General features: G+C 47.6%; 18 protein-coding genes. 6 read left to right on the forward strand and 12 right to left on the reverse strand.

What is annotated here, in order from left to right; all coding sequences use genetic code 11:
- Window positions 1-226 precede the first annotated feature (226 nt).
- A complete protein-coding gene (locus FN001_RS02825) occupies window positions 227-1,135 on the reverse strand; it encodes a LysR family transcriptional regulator (protein ID WP_185911821.1) in 909 nt (302 codons plus the stop codon).
- Between the two features lie 245 nt (window positions 1,136-1,380).
- Between FN001_RS02825 and FN001_RS02830 the strand changes: the two genes are divergently transcribed.
- From FN001_RS02830 to FN001_RS02840, 3 genes are all read left to right on the forward strand, one after another.
- A complete protein-coding gene (locus FN001_RS02830) occupies window positions 1,381-2,370 on the forward strand; it encodes a nucleotidyltransferase family protein (protein WP_142410728.1) in 990 nt (329 codons plus the stop codon).
- Between the two features lie 67 nt (window positions 2,371-2,437).
- The gene (locus tag FN001_RS02835) at window positions 2,438-3,115 is read left to right on the forward strand and encodes a DUF3990 domain-containing protein (protein WP_185911822.1); all 678 of its coding nucleotides are present in this window, start codon (window positions 2,438-2,440) and stop codon (window positions 3,113-3,115) included.
- Entirely contained in the window at window positions 3,096-3,755 is a 660-nt protein-coding gene (locus FN001_RS02840) for a helix-turn-helix domain-containing protein (RefSeq protein ID WP_142410729.1), read from the forward strand. Before FN001_RS02835 ends, FN001_RS02840 begins: the two co-directional genes overlap by 20 nt.
- A gap of 196 nt (window positions 3,756-3,951) precedes the next feature.
- Here the strand turns inward: FN001_RS02840 and FN001_RS02845 are convergent, their stop codons facing one another.
- Window positions 3,952-5,577 (reverse strand): IS1182 family transposase, encoded by a 1,626-nt coding sequence (locus tag FN001_RS02845; protein WP_142410637.1) that lies wholly within the window; start codon window positions 5,575-5,577, stop codon window positions 3,952-3,954.
- Window positions 5,578-5,852: 275 nt separating this feature from the next.
- Between FN001_RS02845 and FN001_RS02850 the strand changes: the two genes are divergently transcribed.
- Together FN001_RS02850 and FN001_RS02855 are read left to right on the forward strand one after the other, a co-directional pair.
- Window positions 5,853-6,284, forward strand: coding sequence for a MarR family winged helix-turn-helix transcriptional regulator (locus FN001_RS02850; protein ID WP_142410730.1), 432 nt, complete (start codon window positions 5,853-5,855; stop codon window positions 6,282-6,284).
- Between the two features lie 5 nt (window positions 6,285-6,289).
- A complete protein-coding gene (locus FN001_RS02855) occupies window positions 6,290-7,621 on the forward strand; it encodes an MATE family efflux transporter (protein WP_142410731.1) in 1,332 nt (443 codons plus the stop codon).
- A gap of 40 nt (window positions 7,622-7,661) precedes the next feature.
- On the opposite strand, the gene FN001_RS02860 is transcribed toward FN001_RS02855, so the two are convergent.
- From FN001_RS02860 to FN001_RS02905, 10 genes are all read right to left on the reverse strand, one after another.
- Entirely contained in the window at window positions 7,662-8,024 is a 363-nt protein-coding gene (locus tag FN001_RS02860) for a hypothetical protein (RefSeq protein ID WP_142410732.1), read from the reverse strand.
- A gap of 86 nt (window positions 8,025-8,110) precedes the next feature.
- The gene (locus FN001_RS18325) at window positions 8,111-8,269 is read right to left on the reverse strand and encodes an acyl-CoA dehydrogenase family protein (protein ID WP_142410733.1); all 159 of its coding nucleotides are present in this window, start codon (window positions 8,267-8,269) and stop codon (window positions 8,111-8,113) included.
- Between the two features lie 71 nt (window positions 8,270-8,340).
- On the reverse strand, window positions 8,341-8,847 hold the full coding sequence (locus FN001_RS02870) for an antitoxin (protein ID WP_185911823.1): 507 nt from the start codon (window positions 8,845-8,847) through the stop codon (window positions 8,341-8,343).
- 14 nt (window positions 8,848-8,861) lie between these two features.
- On the reverse strand, window positions 8,862-9,716 hold the full coding sequence (locus tag FN001_RS02875; RefSeq protein WP_142410734.1) for a DUF3990 domain-containing protein: 855 nt from the start codon (window positions 9,714-9,716) through the stop codon (window positions 8,862-8,864).
- Between the two features lie 174 nt (window positions 9,717-9,890).
- Entirely contained in the window at window positions 9,891-11,246 is a 1,356-nt protein-coding gene (locus tag FN001_RS02880; protein WP_142410735.1) for an amidohydrolase, read from the reverse strand.
- An 82-nt stretch (window positions 11,247-11,328) separates the two neighbouring features.
- Window positions 11,329-13,047, reverse strand: a complete 1,719-nt coding sequence (locus tag FN001_RS02885) for an adenine deaminase C-terminal domain-containing protein (RefSeq protein ID WP_142410736.1) — start codon at window positions 13,045-13,047, stop codon at window positions 11,329-11,331.
- A gap of 16 nt (window positions 13,048-13,063) precedes the next feature.
- A complete protein-coding gene (locus FN001_RS02890; protein ID WP_142410737.1) occupies window positions 13,064-14,176 on the reverse strand; it encodes an ABC transporter substrate-binding protein in 1,113 nt (370 codons plus the stop codon).
- Window positions 14,177-14,264: 88 nt separating this feature from the next.
- Window positions 14,265-15,305, reverse strand: a complete 1,041-nt coding sequence (locus FN001_RS02895; protein ID WP_142410738.1) for an ABC transporter ATP-binding protein — start codon at window positions 15,303-15,305, stop codon at window positions 14,265-14,267.
- Between the two features lie 13 nt (window positions 15,306-15,318).
- Window positions 15,319-16,101: an ABC transporter permease gene (locus tag FN001_RS02900; protein ID WP_021904003.1), complete on the reverse strand. Its 783-nt coding sequence runs from the start codon at window positions 16,099-16,101 to the stop codon at window positions 15,319-15,321.
- Entirely contained in the window at window positions 16,094-16,927 is an 834-nt protein-coding gene (locus FN001_RS02905; RefSeq protein ID WP_118531193.1) for an ABC transporter permease, read from the reverse strand. The genes FN001_RS02900 and FN001_RS02905 overlap by 8 nt, the downstream gene beginning before the upstream one ends.
- Window positions 16,928-17,101: 174 nt before the next feature.
- On the opposite strand from FN001_RS02905, the gene FN001_RS02910 reads away from it, so the two are divergent.
- Window positions 17,102-18,025: a LysR family transcriptional regulator gene (locus tag FN001_RS02910; RefSeq protein WP_142410739.1), complete on the forward strand. Its 924-nt coding sequence runs from the start codon at window positions 17,102-17,104 to the stop codon at window positions 18,023-18,025.
- The last annotated feature ends 102 nt before the right edge of the window (window positions 18,026-18,127 follow it).

Here is an 18,127-nt window from a genome sequence, read left to right on the forward strand (position 1 = left end):
AGGATTTTTTATATGATATCACTCATATAAATACCATCTGCTATACGCTTTTCATTTCAAGTCGAACGTCCATGAGGTCTGGCGCGTGATTCTGGTCAGCGTAAACTAATTTATTCTTCACAGAATCACTGCGCATCCTTGCGGATATCCATTCCAGATCGGTTCCGTCAACAGGATTTTGGAGTTCAAATACGCAGGCCTGCTGAACCGTTACTGACTGACATCATCACTGTAAATAAGTCTTCAATTTCCCCAGATACTGCTCTGCCTCCGCAGACAGCGAGGCATTCTCCGCCGCCACATATCCGAATGCCAGGAACGGTTCACAGTCCTCAATTTTAAGTGCTTTGATCCCGTATTTCTGATAGCCTGACGGGACGATATCGATCCCCAGACAGCACACATCAGAATGCAGGAGCAGGTTATTGATCATGTAATCACTGTTTGTATAAAACCTGTCATTCATATGCTGTTCCGAAACAAATGCGCCGACACTGATCCTCTCGATATGGTGTTCCATTGCAAAAAAATCTTCTGTTTCTGTCACGAACTTCATGCCCTTCAATTCGGAAAATCGGATAGACTCCCGTTCATATAACGGATGGTTTTCCCCCACATAAACACAGATTCCCCTAAGCGCCAGCTTATAAAATTCCAGTTTTTTATGCCACATGATATGCTGGAAACACGGCATCTGCGCTTCTGCGAAATAGACGATCCCGATCTCTGAGATCCTTGCCGCCACGTTATCTGTGATCTCCTCCACAGTTCCTTCCCGATATTCATATTTTATCTGCTCTCCACATCCCTGATACAGCTGCACCATCAGTTTTGTGAGCAGGCCGCTCCTGTAACCGGACACCGAAAATCTTCTCCCGTTCGGCCGCTCCGACATCGAGCGGATTACATTGGAGTGTTTTAGAATGCTCATCGCATGACCATAGAGCTCTTCCCCCTGTGGTGTCATCTTGATTCCCTTGTTGCTTCTCTCCAGAAGCGTCACATGCAGCTCTTTTTCCAGACTGTTTAACACGCGGCTTACATTCGGCTGTGTTGTATATAATTTCTCTGCCGCGCGGTTCAGGCTCCCATACTCCACCGCCGCCGCAAAATATTCCAGTTGTTTGATCTCCATTTTATTATTTTCCTGTAACCATTCAGTACCTTCACGGTTACCTTTTCCTTTCCATTCACAAGTACATGCTGCAGCACAGTTGTCTGTGTGATATGTTAGCATAAGCTAACTCATGCGGCAAGCTCTTTTTCCATTTCTGTTTTGCCGATCCATGTCTCGACCATCGGAAAACATCGTTACATTTTTCTTGATAATGCCGCTGATTTTGATAAAATATAATTATCTACGACAGAGGAGTGACAGCCATGGTTACATTAAATGATTATCTTTATTCCGGCGATACCATGTTCAAAATTTTAAAAAACTACAGCCAGGACCTGAAGAAAGAGGCAAAATGCACCGGCAATGAGATCGACCTGATGCATGCGAACTTTCTGCTCCAGATCCGGGAGCTGCTCGAGCACAATGATTTCCTTACTGCCCAGTCCCAGAAGATCCGGGAATTCTATATCCATATGACAAAGGAATATCCGCTCCTGGCCTTCAACTTTAAAGGGCGCATCAAATCCCTGATCCGCTCGGAGGCAAAGTTCAACGGTTACATCGTCGAATATATCTACGATTACTATATGGAAAATAAGGCCTATCCGTCGATCTCCGAACTCAAGCAGCGCCTCAGCTGTTTTCGGGATCTGATCGCATACCGGATCGTGACCTCCCTGCCGAAATGTTACCTGAAACCTGACGAATCTCAGGAAGAAGCTGACCTCCGATACCTCTACCAGATTGCCAACGAACTTCCGGGCTTTCTCGAAGAGCGGGGATTTACCGCGGAACCGGCCTACGGCGTGAAGAAAAGCACCTCGCCGTTATTAAACGATGATGTGAAGCCTTACTACCGTGACTATATCTGTGGAAATACTTCTGAGGACTACCAGTCACTCCACATTACCTTCTACGACAACAGCTCCCGCAGCTACATGGAAGTCCAGCTCCGCACAAAACACATGGACGACATTGCGGAGATCGGCGTCGCCAACCACTTAAGCTACGAGAAGCGCCAGGAGGGCGAGCGCGCCCGCCGCGACGAGATCCCTGTGGGCGAATGCGTCTACTTTGACGAAGCCTATGAGCGCTGCCGCCGCCTCGTAACCTTAAACCTTGCCGACCTCGACGTAAACATGTTCTCCGCCATCAATAATGACCTCGTAAATGATGGCTGCGGCCTCTACCGCGGACGCCTGATCCTGCCCTATGAGCATTTGTCGAGACATCAGAATGAGCTGATGGATTAGAGTTGCCGCAATTTAAATTGCTTTTTATACTCCTGTGGGAGTATAATCAGATCGGGAGGTGGATCTCATGGAAAAAATGATCTATCATGGTTCTGATCATATTATCGAACACCCTGAATTCGGATATGGCAAAACATATAATGACTATGGAACAGGATTCTACTGCACTGAAAATCCAAATATGGCAAAAGAATGGGGTGTTGGCATTGATCACAACGATTATGCCAATCAATATAAAATAACATGTGATGGTCTTTCAATTTTTGATTTAAACACATCTAAATACACCATGCTGCACTGGCTTACGATTCTGCTGGAAAACCGGGAATTTGATACTTCCACACCACTTGCTGCTGAATCAAAAAAATATTTGCTCAACACCTTTCATACAGATTATAAAGCTGCAGATATCATTGTCGGTTACCGGGCTGATGACAGCTACTTCTCTTTTGCATCTGACTTTATTAATGGCGCAATCTCCTACCGCCAGCTTTGTAACGCTATGCGTTTAGGAAAACTTGGACAACAGTTTGTACTCAAAAGCGAGGCAGCTTTTAATCATCTTGAATTTATTGGCTATGAAATTGCAGACGCAAAAGAATGGTACAAGAAAAAAGCGTTTCGTGATCAATCCGCACGCCGTCAATATTTTGATACCGAACGAAACCACAGACAACGGGGGGATTTATATATCACCACTATTTTGGATGAGGAGATGAAACCTGATGATCCACGCTTACGATAAAAGTTATCTCTCTTCCGCACAAAAAAATCTTGCCCGAATGCTGGATTATATGGTCAACGATCTTAAACATTCTCTGGAAACTGTATGGCAGTGGTTTTTAATGAGCAGGACCTCTCATCGCTTTGAACGGGGCGACTGCTCTGTTCTGTCCGGAATGTCCGGCGTGGAACTTGCACGCATGGTTTTGCAGGAATCAGGTCAGCCAATTCCTGATATTCGTCCATCCTACGCCTGTGACCGCAGCCCGGAATACTGGACGGGCTGGGCTATCGCCTACTATCAATGGGACACAGGGCTGCATTTCGATGAAATCGAACGCGCAGTTCATATCAGCGATATTCGTCTCTTGTATACACCTTATCATGAAATGGATATCCGCCAGTTTGTAGATAAAATGAATGAACTTTATCATGATTCCAGCCCTGATACGAACTTAAAAGCATTACGTACTCTTTCGGGATTCACTCAGGCTGAACTGGCCGAACAGACAAATATTCCATTACGAACGATTCAACAATACGAGCAGCGCCAGAAAAATATTAATAAGGCTCAGGCTGAAACTCTTCTTCGGCTTTCTCGGGTATTAAACTGCAGTGTGGAAGATTTGATGGAAAAAGTTCCCATCACAGATTCTGTTTAAAATTTTAAATTTATGCATTTTCTAAGGGGCTGTCGCATTAGCAAATATTTTTTGCTGGGCGGCAGCCCTGCTTTATGCCCAAATGGGGGCGAAATCGGTCACATTTTCGATGCCATTCTTTATAAACGCAGTTCATTCCCAGGCATCCCTTTCGGCATGCCTTATTTCAGGCTGTTTTGTTTTCAACTATCAAAATCTATGCCCTTTTTAATGGAAAAAGATAACTTCCCGTTCTTCCGGTCTGAATCTTGCAATGAAGCTTATTGATATTTCGTCCCATTGCCAGAAGGATGCTCTCTGCCAGTGCATTTGCCTTTCCACGATACAGATATCTTCGAAAATTCATGTCTTCCTTTACGTCAGCAAAAGAACCTTCTGCCTGAATACTGCGATTCATACGGAGCATCGTTCCATACTCACTTGTGATCCGTTCCAGATCTTCTGCGCGTTTCTGGTTCATCGTTTTTGAAACCATCAGCACTTTATTGCGCTTTTCCATTGGTGTTTTGCAGTTGTTTCCCTTGATACATTCCGTTTTATAAGGGCAACCAGTGCAGTCTGGGCTTCTGTAATAAGTTTTTACACTGACATATCCGCTAGTTGTTTTACTTCTGCGTTCATTTGTGACAGTTAGTTCCCTTCCGTTGAGGCAGATGTAGCTGTCCCTGTCTGCATGGTACTCCATGTTTTCCCTTCTACTGATGTCTTTTTTGTATTTTCGGGTCTTCGAAATCTCATAGTTCTGCGGCTTTATATAGGCGGTCTGTCCGTTTTCCTCAATGAAAAGATAGTTTTCTTCACTTTCGTACCCGGCATCTGCAACGACTTCTGAATACTTAAATCCCAGGTGATTCTCCATGTCTTTCAAAAACGGGATCAGGGTACGTGTATCGGTAGGGTGCGGGCTGATATCGATCCATGTGATGTATTCGGAATCCACTCCATGCTGAATGTTATAAGCAGGCTTTAACTGTCCATTCAGCATCGCGTCCTCTTTCATTCTCATGAAGGTTGCGTCAGGGTCTGTTTTGGAATAGCTGTTTCTATCCCCAAGCGTATACAGCTTTTTTGTATATTCCTTTAGTTTCTCCAGATATTGATCCAGCTGTTCCAGAGATTTCTGTAATTGTGTTTTTCTACGCCCGATTCCATGTACAAACACAATTCCCTCCTGCACTTTTATGCGGCACAACTGCTTCTTTAACCGTTTTAATGTGTGGATGGATATCCGGTCTTGGTATACGGTCCTGATTCCATAGAGTTCTTCACATTCAGCCACAAAAGAAGATAGTTTTGTGTATAACCGGGCCTGATTTTTCGTAATAGCCCGTTTCCATACAAAGGTATATTTATTGGCTGCAGACTCGATCTTGGTGCCATCAATAAAAATGGTCTTTCCTGAGATCTCACCAAGAAGATAGAGCAGATCTGACATTTGGGCAAGCAGTACCTTTGCACAAGCTGAAAAATGCAGGGAGATAAAACGCGCGATCGTTGCATGGTCAGGAGCCGGCATTCCTTCCAGGAGGTACATAAAGTTGATATCCCGTTTGCATGCCTTTTGGATATCCCTGCTTGAGTAGATTCGATTCATTACTGCATAGATGACGAGTTTCAGCATCTGACGCGGCGTTGCCTGATTTTTTCTGATCCTGCTGTAAGTTTTATACAGTTCAGAAAGGTCCATTTCCTCCACAAAGGCACTTACCAGACGAACCGGATCATCAGATGGAATAGAAATCTCTAAATCCAGCGGAAGTTTGATTTGATAATACAGAGAAAAAGAGGTATAATCTCTCTGTATTATTTTGTTTAGTCGCATAAACTGATTATACCACGAACGCCGGGCTTTTCGAAGCTCGGCGTTTTGTGTTGGGAATATGAAATGAGCTGCCGCACGTTAGTGCAACAGCCCCTTTAATTTTTATATCTGATATTTCACTTTCTGAACTATCCTTGACATTCCTCCGGTTCTGCCATATATTTAGGTTCCGAAGTAACATTTGAATTTGCTTTTTTATCGTAGAGGAGCTGCTTCTGCTGCATGATCCAGGGGATCTTATAGCTAAAATCCAACTACAGGAAAGGATTTCTTACATGGATATCGGAAAAATCATCAACCATCTCTCCAGCCGTCTCCGTTCCCGATCACAGGAAGTACATACAACGCTCGGAATCGGAAGCGCACAGGGAAAGATCTTAAACTTTATTCTGGTGGAATCGGCGCTTCATCCGGTCTATCAGAAAGATATTGAAAAAGAATTTTCTCTCCGTCCGCCGACCGTGACGGAGATGTTAAAGTCCCTGGAAGCCAGAGAACTCATCCTCCGGATCCCGGATGAGCAGGACGGACGCTTTAAGCGGATCGTTTTTACCGAGAAAGCTGCTGCCGTGAAGGACGCGCTGAACAAAGAGATCCACGAGACGGAAGAACTGCTTCTGCGTGGAATCTCAGAAGAAGAATTGAAGGAATTTATACGAATAACAGAAAAAATGCTGCAGAACCTGGAATGCAGCGAACGAGGTTAAACATCATGAACGACAACGAATTAATGAAATCCATGCCCATCCCCCGGGCCGTCGCCAAAATGGCGATCCCCAGCATCATCAGCAGTCTGGTCACCGTCGTCTACAACATGGCGGACACGTTCTTCGTCGGTCAGACCGGTGATCCCTTACAGGTTGCAGCAGTCAGCCTGACAAATCCGATCTTTATCTTATTTATGGCCTTCGCCAACATGTTCGGCATGGGGGGAAGCACTGCTGCGTCCATCGCTATGGGAGAAAACAACAAAAAACGCATGAAACAGGTCTCCGCCTTTATCACCTACGCCTCCCTCGGTGTCGGCCTCCTCTTCGGCGCCCTGTTAGTCCTCTTCATGCAGCCGCTCCTCAACATCTTCGGCGCAAACACGGAGACATATGATCTCGCGGAAGGCTATGTTTTCCATATCTCCTACGGTGCCCCGTTCATCATCTGGTCCGCCGCCGCAAGCTTCGTTGTCCGCTCCGAAGGCTCCAGCCGTGAGGCCATGATCGGCAGCATGATCGGAACCATCGTAAATATTATTCTGGATCCGTTCATGATCAGCGTTCTCCATATGGGTGCCGCCGGTGCCGCCATTGCGACAACAATCGGAAACATCATGGCAAGCGTCTACTATCTCTGGTACTTCATGAAAAAGAGTCCGAATTTCTCCATCCTGCCAAAATATTTCAGCCCGGAAAACCACCTCGCCTTCATAATCTGCTCCTGCGGATTTCCGACAGCGATCTTCTCGATGCTGATGAGCCTGTCCACGATCATTTTAAACCAGATTCTGGTGGCCTACGGGAACGCCCCTGTGGCCGCTATCGGCATCGTATTTAAGGCCAACATGTTTATCACCTTCCTGCAGATGGGCCTTGCAAACGGCGTACAGCCCCTCTTAGGCTACAATTTCGGTTCCGGTGACACAAAGCGCTTCCACGGTGTCGAATCCTACACGAAAAAATGCTGCCTGATCGTCGGCGTTCTTGCGACAGCCCTGTACTTTATCTTCCGCCGCCCGATCATCCGGATGTTCATCAACGACGAGGAAGTCATCCGGTACGGTATAAAAATGCTCATCGCCTATATGATCTCCGGTCCGTTCATCGGTATCCTATTCACGAACATGAACTGCATGCAGTCCGCCGGAAAAGCACTTTCCGCAACGATCATCTCTGTCCTCCGCCAGGGTGTCCTCCTGATCCCGGTGCTGTACCTCCTAAACGCTCTCTTCGGCTTAAACGGCGTCATCTACGGTCAAGCTCTGACTGACTGCATTACGGTGCTTTTATCCATCGTTTTCTGGAGAAAACTGTCGCATAATCTGTACGCGTAATTCCATGCCAGCTACCTAAAACCTATTTATATCACATGCCTTAAGCATATTTACCGTAAAAACTTATGTAAATAAACCAAAGGTCACATGACTCCCACCGATCAAATGGAGCCACGTGACCTTTCTTTTCTCCTGACTGTACGATTCCTATCGCCCTGAGGCGGCAGTATGCTCTTACAGCATCTTCAAAATCTCCTCCCGATCCAAAACAATCATAGTAGACTTCCATCCCCACTATCTTTTTGATATTATGCCGGAGTGCACACTGCATCGCCTGTTTCCAGAAGCTTCCTACCCGCTCTGCCGCATTTTGCTCCGGACACATGATCTTATAAAATTCAGTCACCAGCTCCCGGATCTGCTGCGGATTTGTCCTCGCCGCCGTCATTTTTATCCTGAACATCCTCATTATTTTTCTCCCAGCTGCCTGACAGGCACCTCTGTCTGTGGTATTTTTACCTTCGAAAAAAAGGATAGCTCTTCCTCAAGCTATCCCCTTGTCCTATATTCGGAATTATATGTACTTTTACAGTTTCCGTCAAGATATTTATCTTCTGTACCGAAGTTGTAAATTGGCCATGTACATAATCTTGTATGTGCAGAAACGATAACGCCTGCGGACACGCACACCTTGCTGAGTTCTTCCATGCATTACGCGTAGGGTTTAAAAATTCCGTTCGAAACAAGCATAATATGGAGGAGACACATTAACATATCAGTCAGTGTGCTCCCCCTCTTTTTGTAGTCTGGCTCCTTATCTTTTTAAATATTTCATATTGCCGTTCTAATTCCCTATCATCATTCAATATCATTCCCTTTGCTTCCAATATTCTCTCAACTGCCTGGGCAGGATCCATCGTATGATACGGTAAAAACAATCCTCTTAATTCTTTTGGTTTTACAATTTTATAGACCTGAACAGAAGATAATTCATAAGTAAATGCAAAATATCTGTAGAGATACCCGATCCAGTACATCTCATTATGAGTATATTTTACAGACCCATAATCTGTGACACCGTATTCTTCATCCACCAACTGCAAAATATCATTCGCCTGAATATTGCATTCAAGAACCGACTCATTATCCAGATTTTTCGCAATCTTACTTCTCATAAACCGTCTGATAAATATCTCCGAGCTTGAATCCATTTTATCAATTGAGTTTTCAAATGCTGCTGCCTGAAGTTCACATAGAAGTAAGCCATCTTTATTTATCTTTTTCACTGTCATTCGCCTCTTTACACCAAAATCTCATCAATATATCTACCTTTTCCTCTATATTGCTTTCTTGCCAGCTTTACTTTATTATCCCCCAGCCTTGCCGCTTCGAATCGTACATCCTTATAATATTCTCTTTCATTATCCGAAATATAACAGCGTTCTATGAGCTTTGCCTGGGATACTGCCTTCTCGCTTATAAAAATATACTGCATTCCGAGATTTGTTGCCGCAAGGCAATGTTTGCATTGTTCATCCGTAAGTTCACCATCAATAAATGAATTGATGATCTGAAACATACGATTGTCTGCAATCGGAGCAATTATATAATCACAATCCCGCGACTTCTCTATAAGCGCCTTCACCGTTGGATGATCCCTGTACTCGTCCAATGCACCTCTATAGTATGCGATCGTCATCATCCATTCCTGATCTACTTTGTATCTCTGGCATTTCAAATTACTGTCATTAAACCGAATATAATATACTGATGAGTGCTCAAAACCAGAAACAAACGAGATTGCCTGTTCATAGCTTTCACCCGTGTAAAAGCCCTGACCAAAATCATTATTCCACCTGCCTCTGTGAATATCGATCTTTCCAGTTATTTCGCTTTTTGCTCCATGAAAAAGTATCTTCTCATTTTGAACCAGATCGTCCCGCCAGAGCATCTCCTTCAACTTGTTTATCTTTATATTTTTCGTAAATGCATACGCATATACGCTCTCTAAAAACTTTGCGGACGGATCTGTTCTTCCCGATTCATTTCTTGAAACTGTTATCTGTTCTACTCCCATCTGCTCCGCAAACTCTTGCTGAGAGAGACCTAATATCTCACGGATCGACTTCAAATCTTCTTGAAAATTATATTTCATTCCTGTCACCTCAAACTTATTTATAACATATTACTTAAATAAGTTCAATCAAAACTTGTTTATTACATATTACTTAAATAAGTTTGCTCTTAAAATACCCGGAACCGACTTTTCATTGTAATAAAAAAACGACTGCTTTTACATTCACCATAAAATCAGCCGTTTTTCTATATTTTACACCAGATTCTTCATATCTCTAAACGCCGTCCACTCCATCTTCTCCCTCAGATCATTCCTGATCTTCGCGAAGTCCTCACGGACAAGCTTCTTTTCCTTTACGAGGCACTCACCCGCAACGTAAACATCTCTCACATTCGATGCAATCGCGCTGTACACAAGCGCCGAATACGGGTCGTATACCGGGAACATATTCGGGGAGTCGGTCTCTACGAGGACGAGATCCGCCTGTTTTCCGGGCTCGATGGAACCGGTGATGTCACCGAGTCCTAACGCTCTTGCTCCCTCGATGGTCGCCATGGAGACGACCTCTTTTGCCGGGAACGCGCTGCGGTCGTGGAGCTCATTTTTGTGGAAGTTCTCACACATCCGCATCTGGATGAACAGGTCTAACGTATTTCCGCTTGCCGGACCGTCGGTACCGAAGCCGACGGACATGCCGTGCTTATGCATCAGGGACACCGGAGCCACGCCCTTTGCGGCCTTCGTGTTGGAGGCAATGCAGTGAGCCACGGACGCGCCGTGCTTCGCGAGGATCTCCACGTCATGTTCCGTTGTACGGATGCTGTGGGCCGCCAGCGTATTCGGTCCGAGGACTCCGATATGCTCCATAAACTCGATGGGCGTCATGTTATACTGTTCCCTCAACTGGGTCATCTCGTAGTCCATCTCCGCCACATGGAGCGTAAATACGGTTCCCGCCTTTACATCCTCCTCATAGGCCCTCTTTAAGGTCTCAGGGCTGCAGGTCGTCGTTCCGTGGGGCGTGATCGCTCCGGAAACGCGCGGGTGATCTTTGTACGCCTCGATCAGTGCGATTCCACGCTCGATGGCCTCATCCGCGTTCTTACTGTCGCAGGAATCCTTTTCCATCACCGTCTCACCGGCGATTCCGCGTATCCCCATCTCGTCCATGACTTTCGCCACGACTTCCTCGAAATAGTACATATCAAGCACTGTCGTCACGCCGGAAAGCAACAGCTCACCGATGGCATATCTCGTGGAAAGCCTGGCCATCTCCGCGTCCATGGCCTGATTCTCCATCGGAAGCAGGAACACCCGCAGGCGATCCTTACAATCGTCCCCGAGGCCGCGGAACGGGATCATGCCGAGGTGGCAATGGGTGTTTACGAGACCCGGGATCACGATGGCGCGCTTTGCGTCGATCTCCTCGAAGGTCTCGCCAGCCTTTAAAATCCCCTGCGCAGTAAGCCCCTGAAGCGTTTTCTCAAGCTCTTCCTCCGGTCCTGCTGCCAGAATCTTTGTATCTTCAAACATCACATAACCATGATCCCAGACATCACCTGCCGCGTTCATCGTCACAACAATGCCGTTTTTGATAATCTTCTTCATCGTTCTAATTTCATCCTTCATAATTTCGATCTGATCCGGCTCTTCCACTATCCGGGGAGAAAACCGGCGGCGGGCCGTAAAACTACTTCCCGTACTTCTCAACTAACGGCACATGTTCCTGCCCCGGCACCGTCAAAAGCCCGTGATCCGTGAGCTTTAACTTCGGTGAAACCGGCAGACAAAGCGTGGACATGGACATGATCACGTTGTTGTTCACATATCCGAGACCTTCCATCGCCGCCCGGACTTCTTTCAGTTCCTGTCCGAGGACCTCGATCGGCTGATCCGAAACGATGCCGCCGATCGTAAGTCTCGCCTCCGCCAAGGATCTTCCTTCAGCGAACACCACATATGCTCCCTGGAGCTCCAGGACGCGTCTCTGGGCCAGTTTCATATCGTTCTCATCTGTTCCCAGGACAAACAGGTTATGGCTGTCGTGGGACCACGTGGTGGCCACAGCGCCCGGTTTCGTCAGTGCTCCTTCCACGAGACCATATCCGATATTTCCATTCTTGCCGTACCGCTCGAAAACGACTGCAAGGGAAAGTCCCGCTGACTTCCAGTCAAGCACACCGTCCTTCACCTCGACTCTGCATTTCACCGGTGTGGTTGCCGTTCCGAAGGTGCCGATCTTCATGACATTGACTTCCGCCCATTTCGCCTCCGGATCTTCCGCCTTTAAAACAAAGTCGGAGATTTCCGCCGGACGGCAGTTGATCGTGTGGTAGAAAGAAGCCGGGAAACTGCACGCCGCAGCTTCTGCCGCACCGCACGCCTCATCGTCCCTGCAGTACACGCACTCACCTTTCTTATAAACCACCACCGGATCGATCCCGTCCAGACTGTCCAGCAGCATAAAGTCCGCGATCTTCCCCGGCGCGACCATTCCTCTGTCATCCAGATGCATCCGTCTCGACGGTGTCCAGGTCGCGCAGTAGATCGCCTTCTCCATCGGCATTCCCGCCTTCACAGCTGTCTCGATGATCTTATTGAGATGTCCGGTCAAGAGCTTATCTGCCATCGTGTCATCCGTCACCAGAGCCACATTCTCATAGAGTTCATTGTCGCAGACGGTCTTCACGACCTCCGGCGTCAGGGATTTGAACTGCAGCTCCAGAAACATCCCAAGCTCTGTCTTCTCCATCACTGACTGTGGAGTCTGCTGGGTGTGGTCCGCATCAACACCTTCATAGATAAAGCGGTTAAGATCCGCCCCCGTAAGTCCCGGGCAGTGCCCCTCGATCCTAAGATTCTTTCCCGCGTTCCGGCACACATTGATGAGATCCCTCGTCCGGCTCTCACCTTCTGCTGAGAGATCCTTATAGTTCATGATCTCTCCAAGGCAGAGAACTCCATCTAAGGATGCCATCTCAGAAATTTCCTTTACACCAAGTGACGCCCCGGCTGTCTCTAACTTCTCATTTGTCGCCGGTACACTGGACGGGATCGCCCAGAAGATATCCTGCTTCGTCTTCTGTGCCATAAAAGCCCGGATGCCGTCCATGCCGAACACGTTCGCCATCTCGTGGGCATCGGCAACCACCGTTGTTACTCCATATGGAAGCGTGATCCTTGAAAACTCGCCCGGATATGTCATCGAGCTCTCGATGTGCATATGGATATCCACGAGACCAGGCAGCATGTATCTGCCTTTTCCGTCGATCTCCCGCACTCCCGGATATGAAATTGCAGGGGAAACGCAATAAAACTTTTCCCCTGCAACTGCCACATCCCGCTTTTCAAAACACTGTCTGAAGGTCTGATAGACCATGACATTTTTCAGAATGAAATCGGGTCTCATATAAAATTCCTCGTTATTAGTTGTTGATCGTTCTGTTCCACTGGTCGATCCAGTTATTTAAGATCGGGTTTACAAAAGCATAGTCAACAACCTTAACTTTTGCAGCCTTGTCGCCGTAGGTCATATCCTTGGACTCTTCCTCAGTGAATGTAACGTCCTTGTTTGTCGGTGCCTCGTTTAATGCCTTACCAGTCTTTGTCTGAAGCTCCTCGCTGATACGGTAGTTGATGTACTCGTAAGCAAGCTCCTTGTTCGCACAGTTCTTTGTTACGTTGATGGTGTTGAAGTTAGCGTAAGCTCCGTCCGGTGTAACGTAAACAAGTGTCGGGTTAGCGGCTACGATCGTCGGAACGCCGAAGTCACCGACAACTGCTGCTGCAACCTCACCGGATGTGAACATGTTGATCAGGTCGGAAGACTTTGTGTAAGTCTTAACAAGGTTCGGCTTTAAGTCAGCAAGTGCCTTGAAAGCAGCCTCGCCGTTGTCTGTTGTTACGTCAACGCCTGCGTGGTCGCTTGCAACGTAAACCATAGCCGGTCCGAATGTTGTTGTGATCTCCGGGATGGAAACCATGCCTGCAAGGCGCTCGTCCCAAAGGTCATCAAAGCTTGTGAGCTCAAATCCTGTAAGCTCCGGGTTGTAGATGATACCGATGCTGTTAATAGTGTACGGAACACCCTGTCCTGCCTCTGCAATCTCCTTTGCAGCCGGGATCAGCTTCTCAGCATTCGGGATCTTGCTTAAGTCGATCGTATCGAAAAGTCCCTCGTCAGTGCCCTTCGCTGTCATAGCCTGGGAGAGCTCAATCACATCGATGGTGGAGTTCGGGTCTGCCGCTAACTTTGTATAACGGTCGTTTGTGCCACCTGTCTCAGTTACGATCTCACAGTTAAACTCATTCTCAAACGGTGTGTAAACCTCTTCTTCGGAGATATCTTCGCTGAGGCCGTATGTGGATAATACGAGCTTCTGTGCATCTCCGGAAGCTGTCTTTGTCTCTTCTGCGGAAGAAGCTGCCTCAGAACTTGCTGCCTGGCTTCCTGCTGCTGTGGTCTCTGTTGTGGATGCGCCGCCGCAAGCGGTAAGCATCATTGCTGTGCAAAGTACAACTGCTGCTGTTTTTTTCATGGTTTTTCTCCTCTTTCTCTCTTTTGAGATAATATTTCTTCGCGTTGACAGAATCTCTGCCCCCGCGATGGATCACTAAGTTAAATTTTTATTTTCTCACCAGGATCAGTTTATCCTTCGGCAGATACAGCCGGATCTCCTCGCCCTCTTTATAAACATGGTCAGTTCCCATATTTACCTTCAGGACACCGGCGGAAGTCTCAACCTCGTACTGGTAGCTCTTCCCAAGGAATGTGCGGACACCGATCTTACCGCTTAAGACATTCTCTGTCTGAACATCATCTGCCAAACAGATATCGTCCGGGCGGATCGTTCCCGCGAATTTCTCGCAATCAAGATCCATGGAAGTTAAGAACTCACTTCCGTCCGGCGCTGTGTAGACGCCGTCCTGTTTTTTCGCAAGCTCCAGGAAGTTCTCGAAACCGATGAATCTTGCGACGAACTCTGTCGCCGGTCTCCTGTAAATGTTCTCCGGTGTGTCGAACTGCTCGATGACACCGCCGTTCATAACGGCTACCTTGTCGGAGATGGAGAAACATTCTTCCTGATCATGTGTAACAAATAATGTGGTGATTCCAAGGCGTTTCTGAAGACGTTTGATCTCAACACGCATGGAAAGTCTTAATTTCGCGTCAAGGTTGGATAACGGCTCATCTAAGAGCAGTAACTTCGGCTCAATGACAAGCGCTCGCGCGAGGGCAACTCTCTGGCGCTGTCCGCCGGACATCTGCTTCGGAAAACGGTCGGCAAGCTCTGTCAGACCACAGACCTCAAGGATCTCCCTGACCTTCTTGTCGATCACATCCTTGTCCATCTTTCTTGTTCTGAGTCCGAACGCTACATTGTCATAAACGCTTAAGTGCGGGAACAGGGCGTAGCTCTGGAATACCAGACCGAACTGACGCTTGTGGACCGGGACCTTTGTCATGTCCTCACCATCTAATGTGAAGGTTCCGCCCTGCGGGTCGATAAAGCCTGCAACGACGCGGAGTGTCGTGGACTTACCGCATCCGCTGGGTCCTAAGAGGGATACGAGCTCGCCCTCCTCGACTTCCAGATTCAGCCCCTTTAAGATCTGTTTCTTTTTATCGTAACTTACGTCGATTCCATTTAAACTCATAAAAGCCATGGTCATATTCTCCTTATTTCGCCAGGGCTGCGATACCCAGTGTGCGGTCTACGATCACCATGATGACTACGGTAGCTGCCATTAAAAGTACGGAAACCGCCGATACGGTCGGATCATAGTTGTATTCAATATAGTTCATCAGTGTTGACGGGAATGTGGAAACTCCCGGTCCGGATAAGAACATGGACACCGGAATGTTGTTGAAGGAATTGATGAACGCCAGCATGAATGCTGAGGAAATTCCGGAGGTCACATTTGGAAGAACGACCTTGAAGAACGCCGCTCCCTTCGGGCATCCGAGGCTCCACGCCGCCTCCTCGATTGAAAAGTCGAACTGCTCCATCGAAGAACCGACTACGCGGATCACATACGGAAGTGTCACCATAAAGTGTCCTGCGAGAAGTCCCGCGAACACCGGGATCCTGAGTGTCAGGATCAGGCACTGGTACATAATAAAGCCGATTACAATTCCCGGAACGATGGTCGGGGAAAGGAAGATGGACTTTAATAACTGCTTTCCTTTTAAACCGGATCTCGCCAGCGCATAAGCCGCCGGGATTCCGACCAGAAGAGAGATGCATGTCGCGAGGAGCGCAACCTCAAGGCTGGTCAGGAATGATCTGCGGAAAGACTTTAGCGCGAACACGTTCGCGAACCATTTCGTCGAGAAGGACTCGATCGGGAATGTGATGGCGCTTCCGCCGCCGAATGCTGTTACGGTGATGATCAGTAACGGGATCATCAAAAATGCAAATACGATCGCTGCCCAGATGGTCAGCACTTTATTTTTACGCATAATCTTCACCTCTGCGGTCCAGCCGTGCGGCCAGAGCGTTAAATCCTTTGATCACAACCAGGGTTACAACGATCATGATGAGGGCGATCACGGACGCGCCGGTCCAGTCACTGACGGACATCGCTCTCTGGTAGATCAGGGTCGCCATGACCATGTTGCTGTTGCCTCCTAATAACTGCGGCGTCGTGTAAGCTGTCAGGGTTCCGGTAAATACCAGAATACCGCCGACGATGATTCCAGGAAGACTCATCGGGAAAATGACCTTCATGAATGCTTCGCTTCTTGAAGCTCCGAGGCTCTGTGCCGCCTCCATCATGTCATCATCGATATTTTCCATAACACCGGCAACTGTCACGATCATCAGCGGAAGAAACAGGTAGACAGAACCAATGATGATAGAAAAGTCGGTGTATAAAAGCTTCATCGGCTTCTCGATCAGTCCCATAGCGATCATTGCCTTGTTGATGATCCCGTTGCTGCCGAGAATATTGATCCATGCAAAGCTTCGGATAACGGAGTTCGTCATCATCGGGAAGATCGATGCAGAGAGGAGAAGTCCTCTCCACTTCTTATCACAGCGGCTGATGAAATACGCCGTCGGGATACCGCCCACCATACAGACAAAGGTGGTGATGACCGCGATCTTCACGGTTCGCAAAAAGATCTTTCTGTAATACTCGTCCTTAAAAAAGTCCACGTACGCGCTGAACGGGTAATCTCCCGTAAACACGCTTGGAACCAGAACGCGAAGCAGCGGGATCATCAGGAACAGAAATAAGATCACCAGTCCCGGAACCAGCATGCACCATGCACTGCTCTTTTTCATTGGTTTGCCCCTTTCTTAACTGTGCGTAATAAATTTTAATTAGCGTTTCTTATAAATATTTGTTTTTTCATCAATTACACTTATATTTTACATTCATTATAAAAAGTGATATACTATACGTCAAATACATATTATCTATAATTTTTATGCAGTAAAGCTATGAGGAGGCCCTGTATGGAATTAAAAGAAGCCCGCTATATCCTGGCGATCGCCCGCCACCAGAGCATCGGCAAAGCCGCCGAATCCCTTTATATCTCCCAGCCGTCCCTGAGCAAGTACTTAAAGAACCTGGAAGAACGTCTCGGCGCTCCGCTGTTCAGCCGCCACGAAAACCGCTACTATCCAACCTACATGGGTGAACGCTACCTCCACTACGCCGAACAGATCGTTGCCTGCGGCGATGAGTGGATGCAGGAATACGACGATATCGCTCACCGCCAGCGCGGCCGTTTAAACATCGCCGTGCCGATCATGATGGGCAGCACGCTGATCGAACCGATGTTGGCGCCGTTTCATAAACGATACCCCTATGTGACCTTAAATATCATGGAAGCAGTAAATTTCATTGCGGAGAACAGTCTGGAGACCTCATCCATCGACCTGACCCTTTACAATATCCATGAATTTCCCGAGACCATGGATTACCAGATCCTGCGCTCCGAGGAGATCGTTCTGATCCTGCATGAAAACCATCCTCTCGCCGCAAAAGCCATCACCCGCCCCGGCTTCCGCTACCCGTGGCTGGACCTTTCCCTATTAAGAGATGAAAACTTCATTCTCCTCTACCCGGACCAGAACACCGGCGGCATCGCCCTGGATCTCTTTAAAGAGTACAACATCAATCCACCGGTCTCTCTCCACACGAGAAACTCCTCCATGTCGATCCATCTGGCTATGGACGGCGTCGGCGCTGCCTTCGCCCCGGAGAGCTATTTCCACCATGAAAACCAGTACACCGGAAACCGCGCCCTCTGCTTTTCCGTCGGCCATAAACCGGCCCTCACAACTACCATCGCCGCCTATCGGAAAAACCGGTATCTGCCGCAGCATGCGAGGGATTTTTTGGAAATGATCCGGGAATATTGCCGTGAGAAATAAAACGTTCTCCCAGAAGCTTATATCTATCTGCGAAGTGCGCCGTCTGGCGCACCTCGTAAAAAAAGCCGGACACTATCTTTCAGTATCCGGCTTCTTGCTGCG

Source organism: Clostridium sp. Marseille-P7770 (genome assembly GCF_902143525.1).
In the GTDB taxonomy this organism is placed as follows: Bacteria; Bacillota; Clostridia; order Lachnospirales; family Lachnospiraceae; genus Pilosibacter.

Excerpts from the sequence above, each read along its gene's own strand:
- FN001_RS02905 (WP_118531193.1), bottom strand. The coding sequence starts at position 16,927 with ATGAAAAAGAGCAGTGCATGGTGCATGCTGGTTCCGGGACTGGTGATC.
- FN001_RS02860 (WP_142410732.1), bottom strand. The coding sequence starts at position 8,024 with ATGTTCAGGATAAAAATGACGGCGGCGAGGACAAATCCGCAGCAGATC.
- FN001_RS02910 (WP_142410739.1), top strand. The coding sequence starts at position 17,102 with ATGGAATTAAAAGAAGCCCGCTATATCCTGGCGATCGCCCGCCACCAG.
- FN001_RS02895 (WP_142410738.1), bottom strand. The coding sequence starts at position 15,305 with ATGGCTTTTATGAGTTTAAATGGAATCGACGTAAGTTACGATAAAAAG.
- FN001_RS02830 (WP_142410728.1), top strand. The coding sequence starts at position 1,381 with ATGGTTACATTAAATGATTATCTTTATTCCGGCGATACCATGTTCAAA.
- FN001_RS02885 (WP_142410736.1), bottom strand. The coding sequence starts at position 13,047 with ATGAGACCCGATTTCATTCTGAAAAATGTCATGGTCTATCAGACCTTC.
- FN001_RS02845 (WP_142410637.1), bottom strand. The coding sequence starts at position 5,577 with ATGCGACTAAACAAAATAATACAGAGAGATTATACCTCTTTTTCTCTG.
- FN001_RS18325 (WP_142410733.1), bottom strand. The coding sequence starts at position 8,269 with ATGGAAGAACTCAGCAAGGTGTGCGTGTCCGCAGGCGTTATCGTTTCT.
- FN001_RS02825 (WP_185911821.1), bottom strand. The coding sequence starts at position 1,135 with ATGGAGATCAAACAACTGGAATATTTTGCGGCGGCGGTGGAGTATGGG.
- FN001_RS02875 (WP_142410734.1), bottom strand. The coding sequence starts at position 9,716 with ATGAAATATAATTTTCAAGAAGATTTGAAGTCGATCCGTGAGATATTA.
- FN001_RS02835 (WP_185911822.1), top strand. The coding sequence starts at position 2,438 with ATGGAAAAAATGATCTATCATGGTTCTGATCATATTATCGAACACCCT.
- FN001_RS02880 (WP_142410735.1), bottom strand. The coding sequence starts at position 11,246 with ATGAAGAAGATTATCAAAAACGGCATTGTTGTGACGATGAACGCGGCA.
- FN001_RS02850 (WP_142410730.1), top strand. The coding sequence starts at position 5,853 with ATGGATATCGGAAAAATCATCAACCATCTCTCCAGCCGTCTCCGTTCC.
- FN001_RS02890 (WP_142410737.1), bottom strand. The coding sequence starts at position 14,176 with ATGAAAAAAACAGCAGCAGTTGTACTTTGCACAGCAATGATGCTTACC.
- FN001_RS02840 (WP_142410729.1), top strand. The coding sequence starts at position 3,096 with ATGATCCACGCTTACGATAAAAGTTATCTCTCTTCCGCACAAAAAAAT.
- FN001_RS02855 (WP_142410731.1), top strand. The coding sequence starts at position 6,290 with ATGAACGACAACGAATTAATGAAATCCATGCCCATCCCCCGGGCCGTC.
- FN001_RS02900 (WP_021904003.1), bottom strand. The coding sequence starts at position 16,101 with ATGCGTAAAAATAAAGTGCTGACCATCTGGGCAGCGATCGTATTTGCA.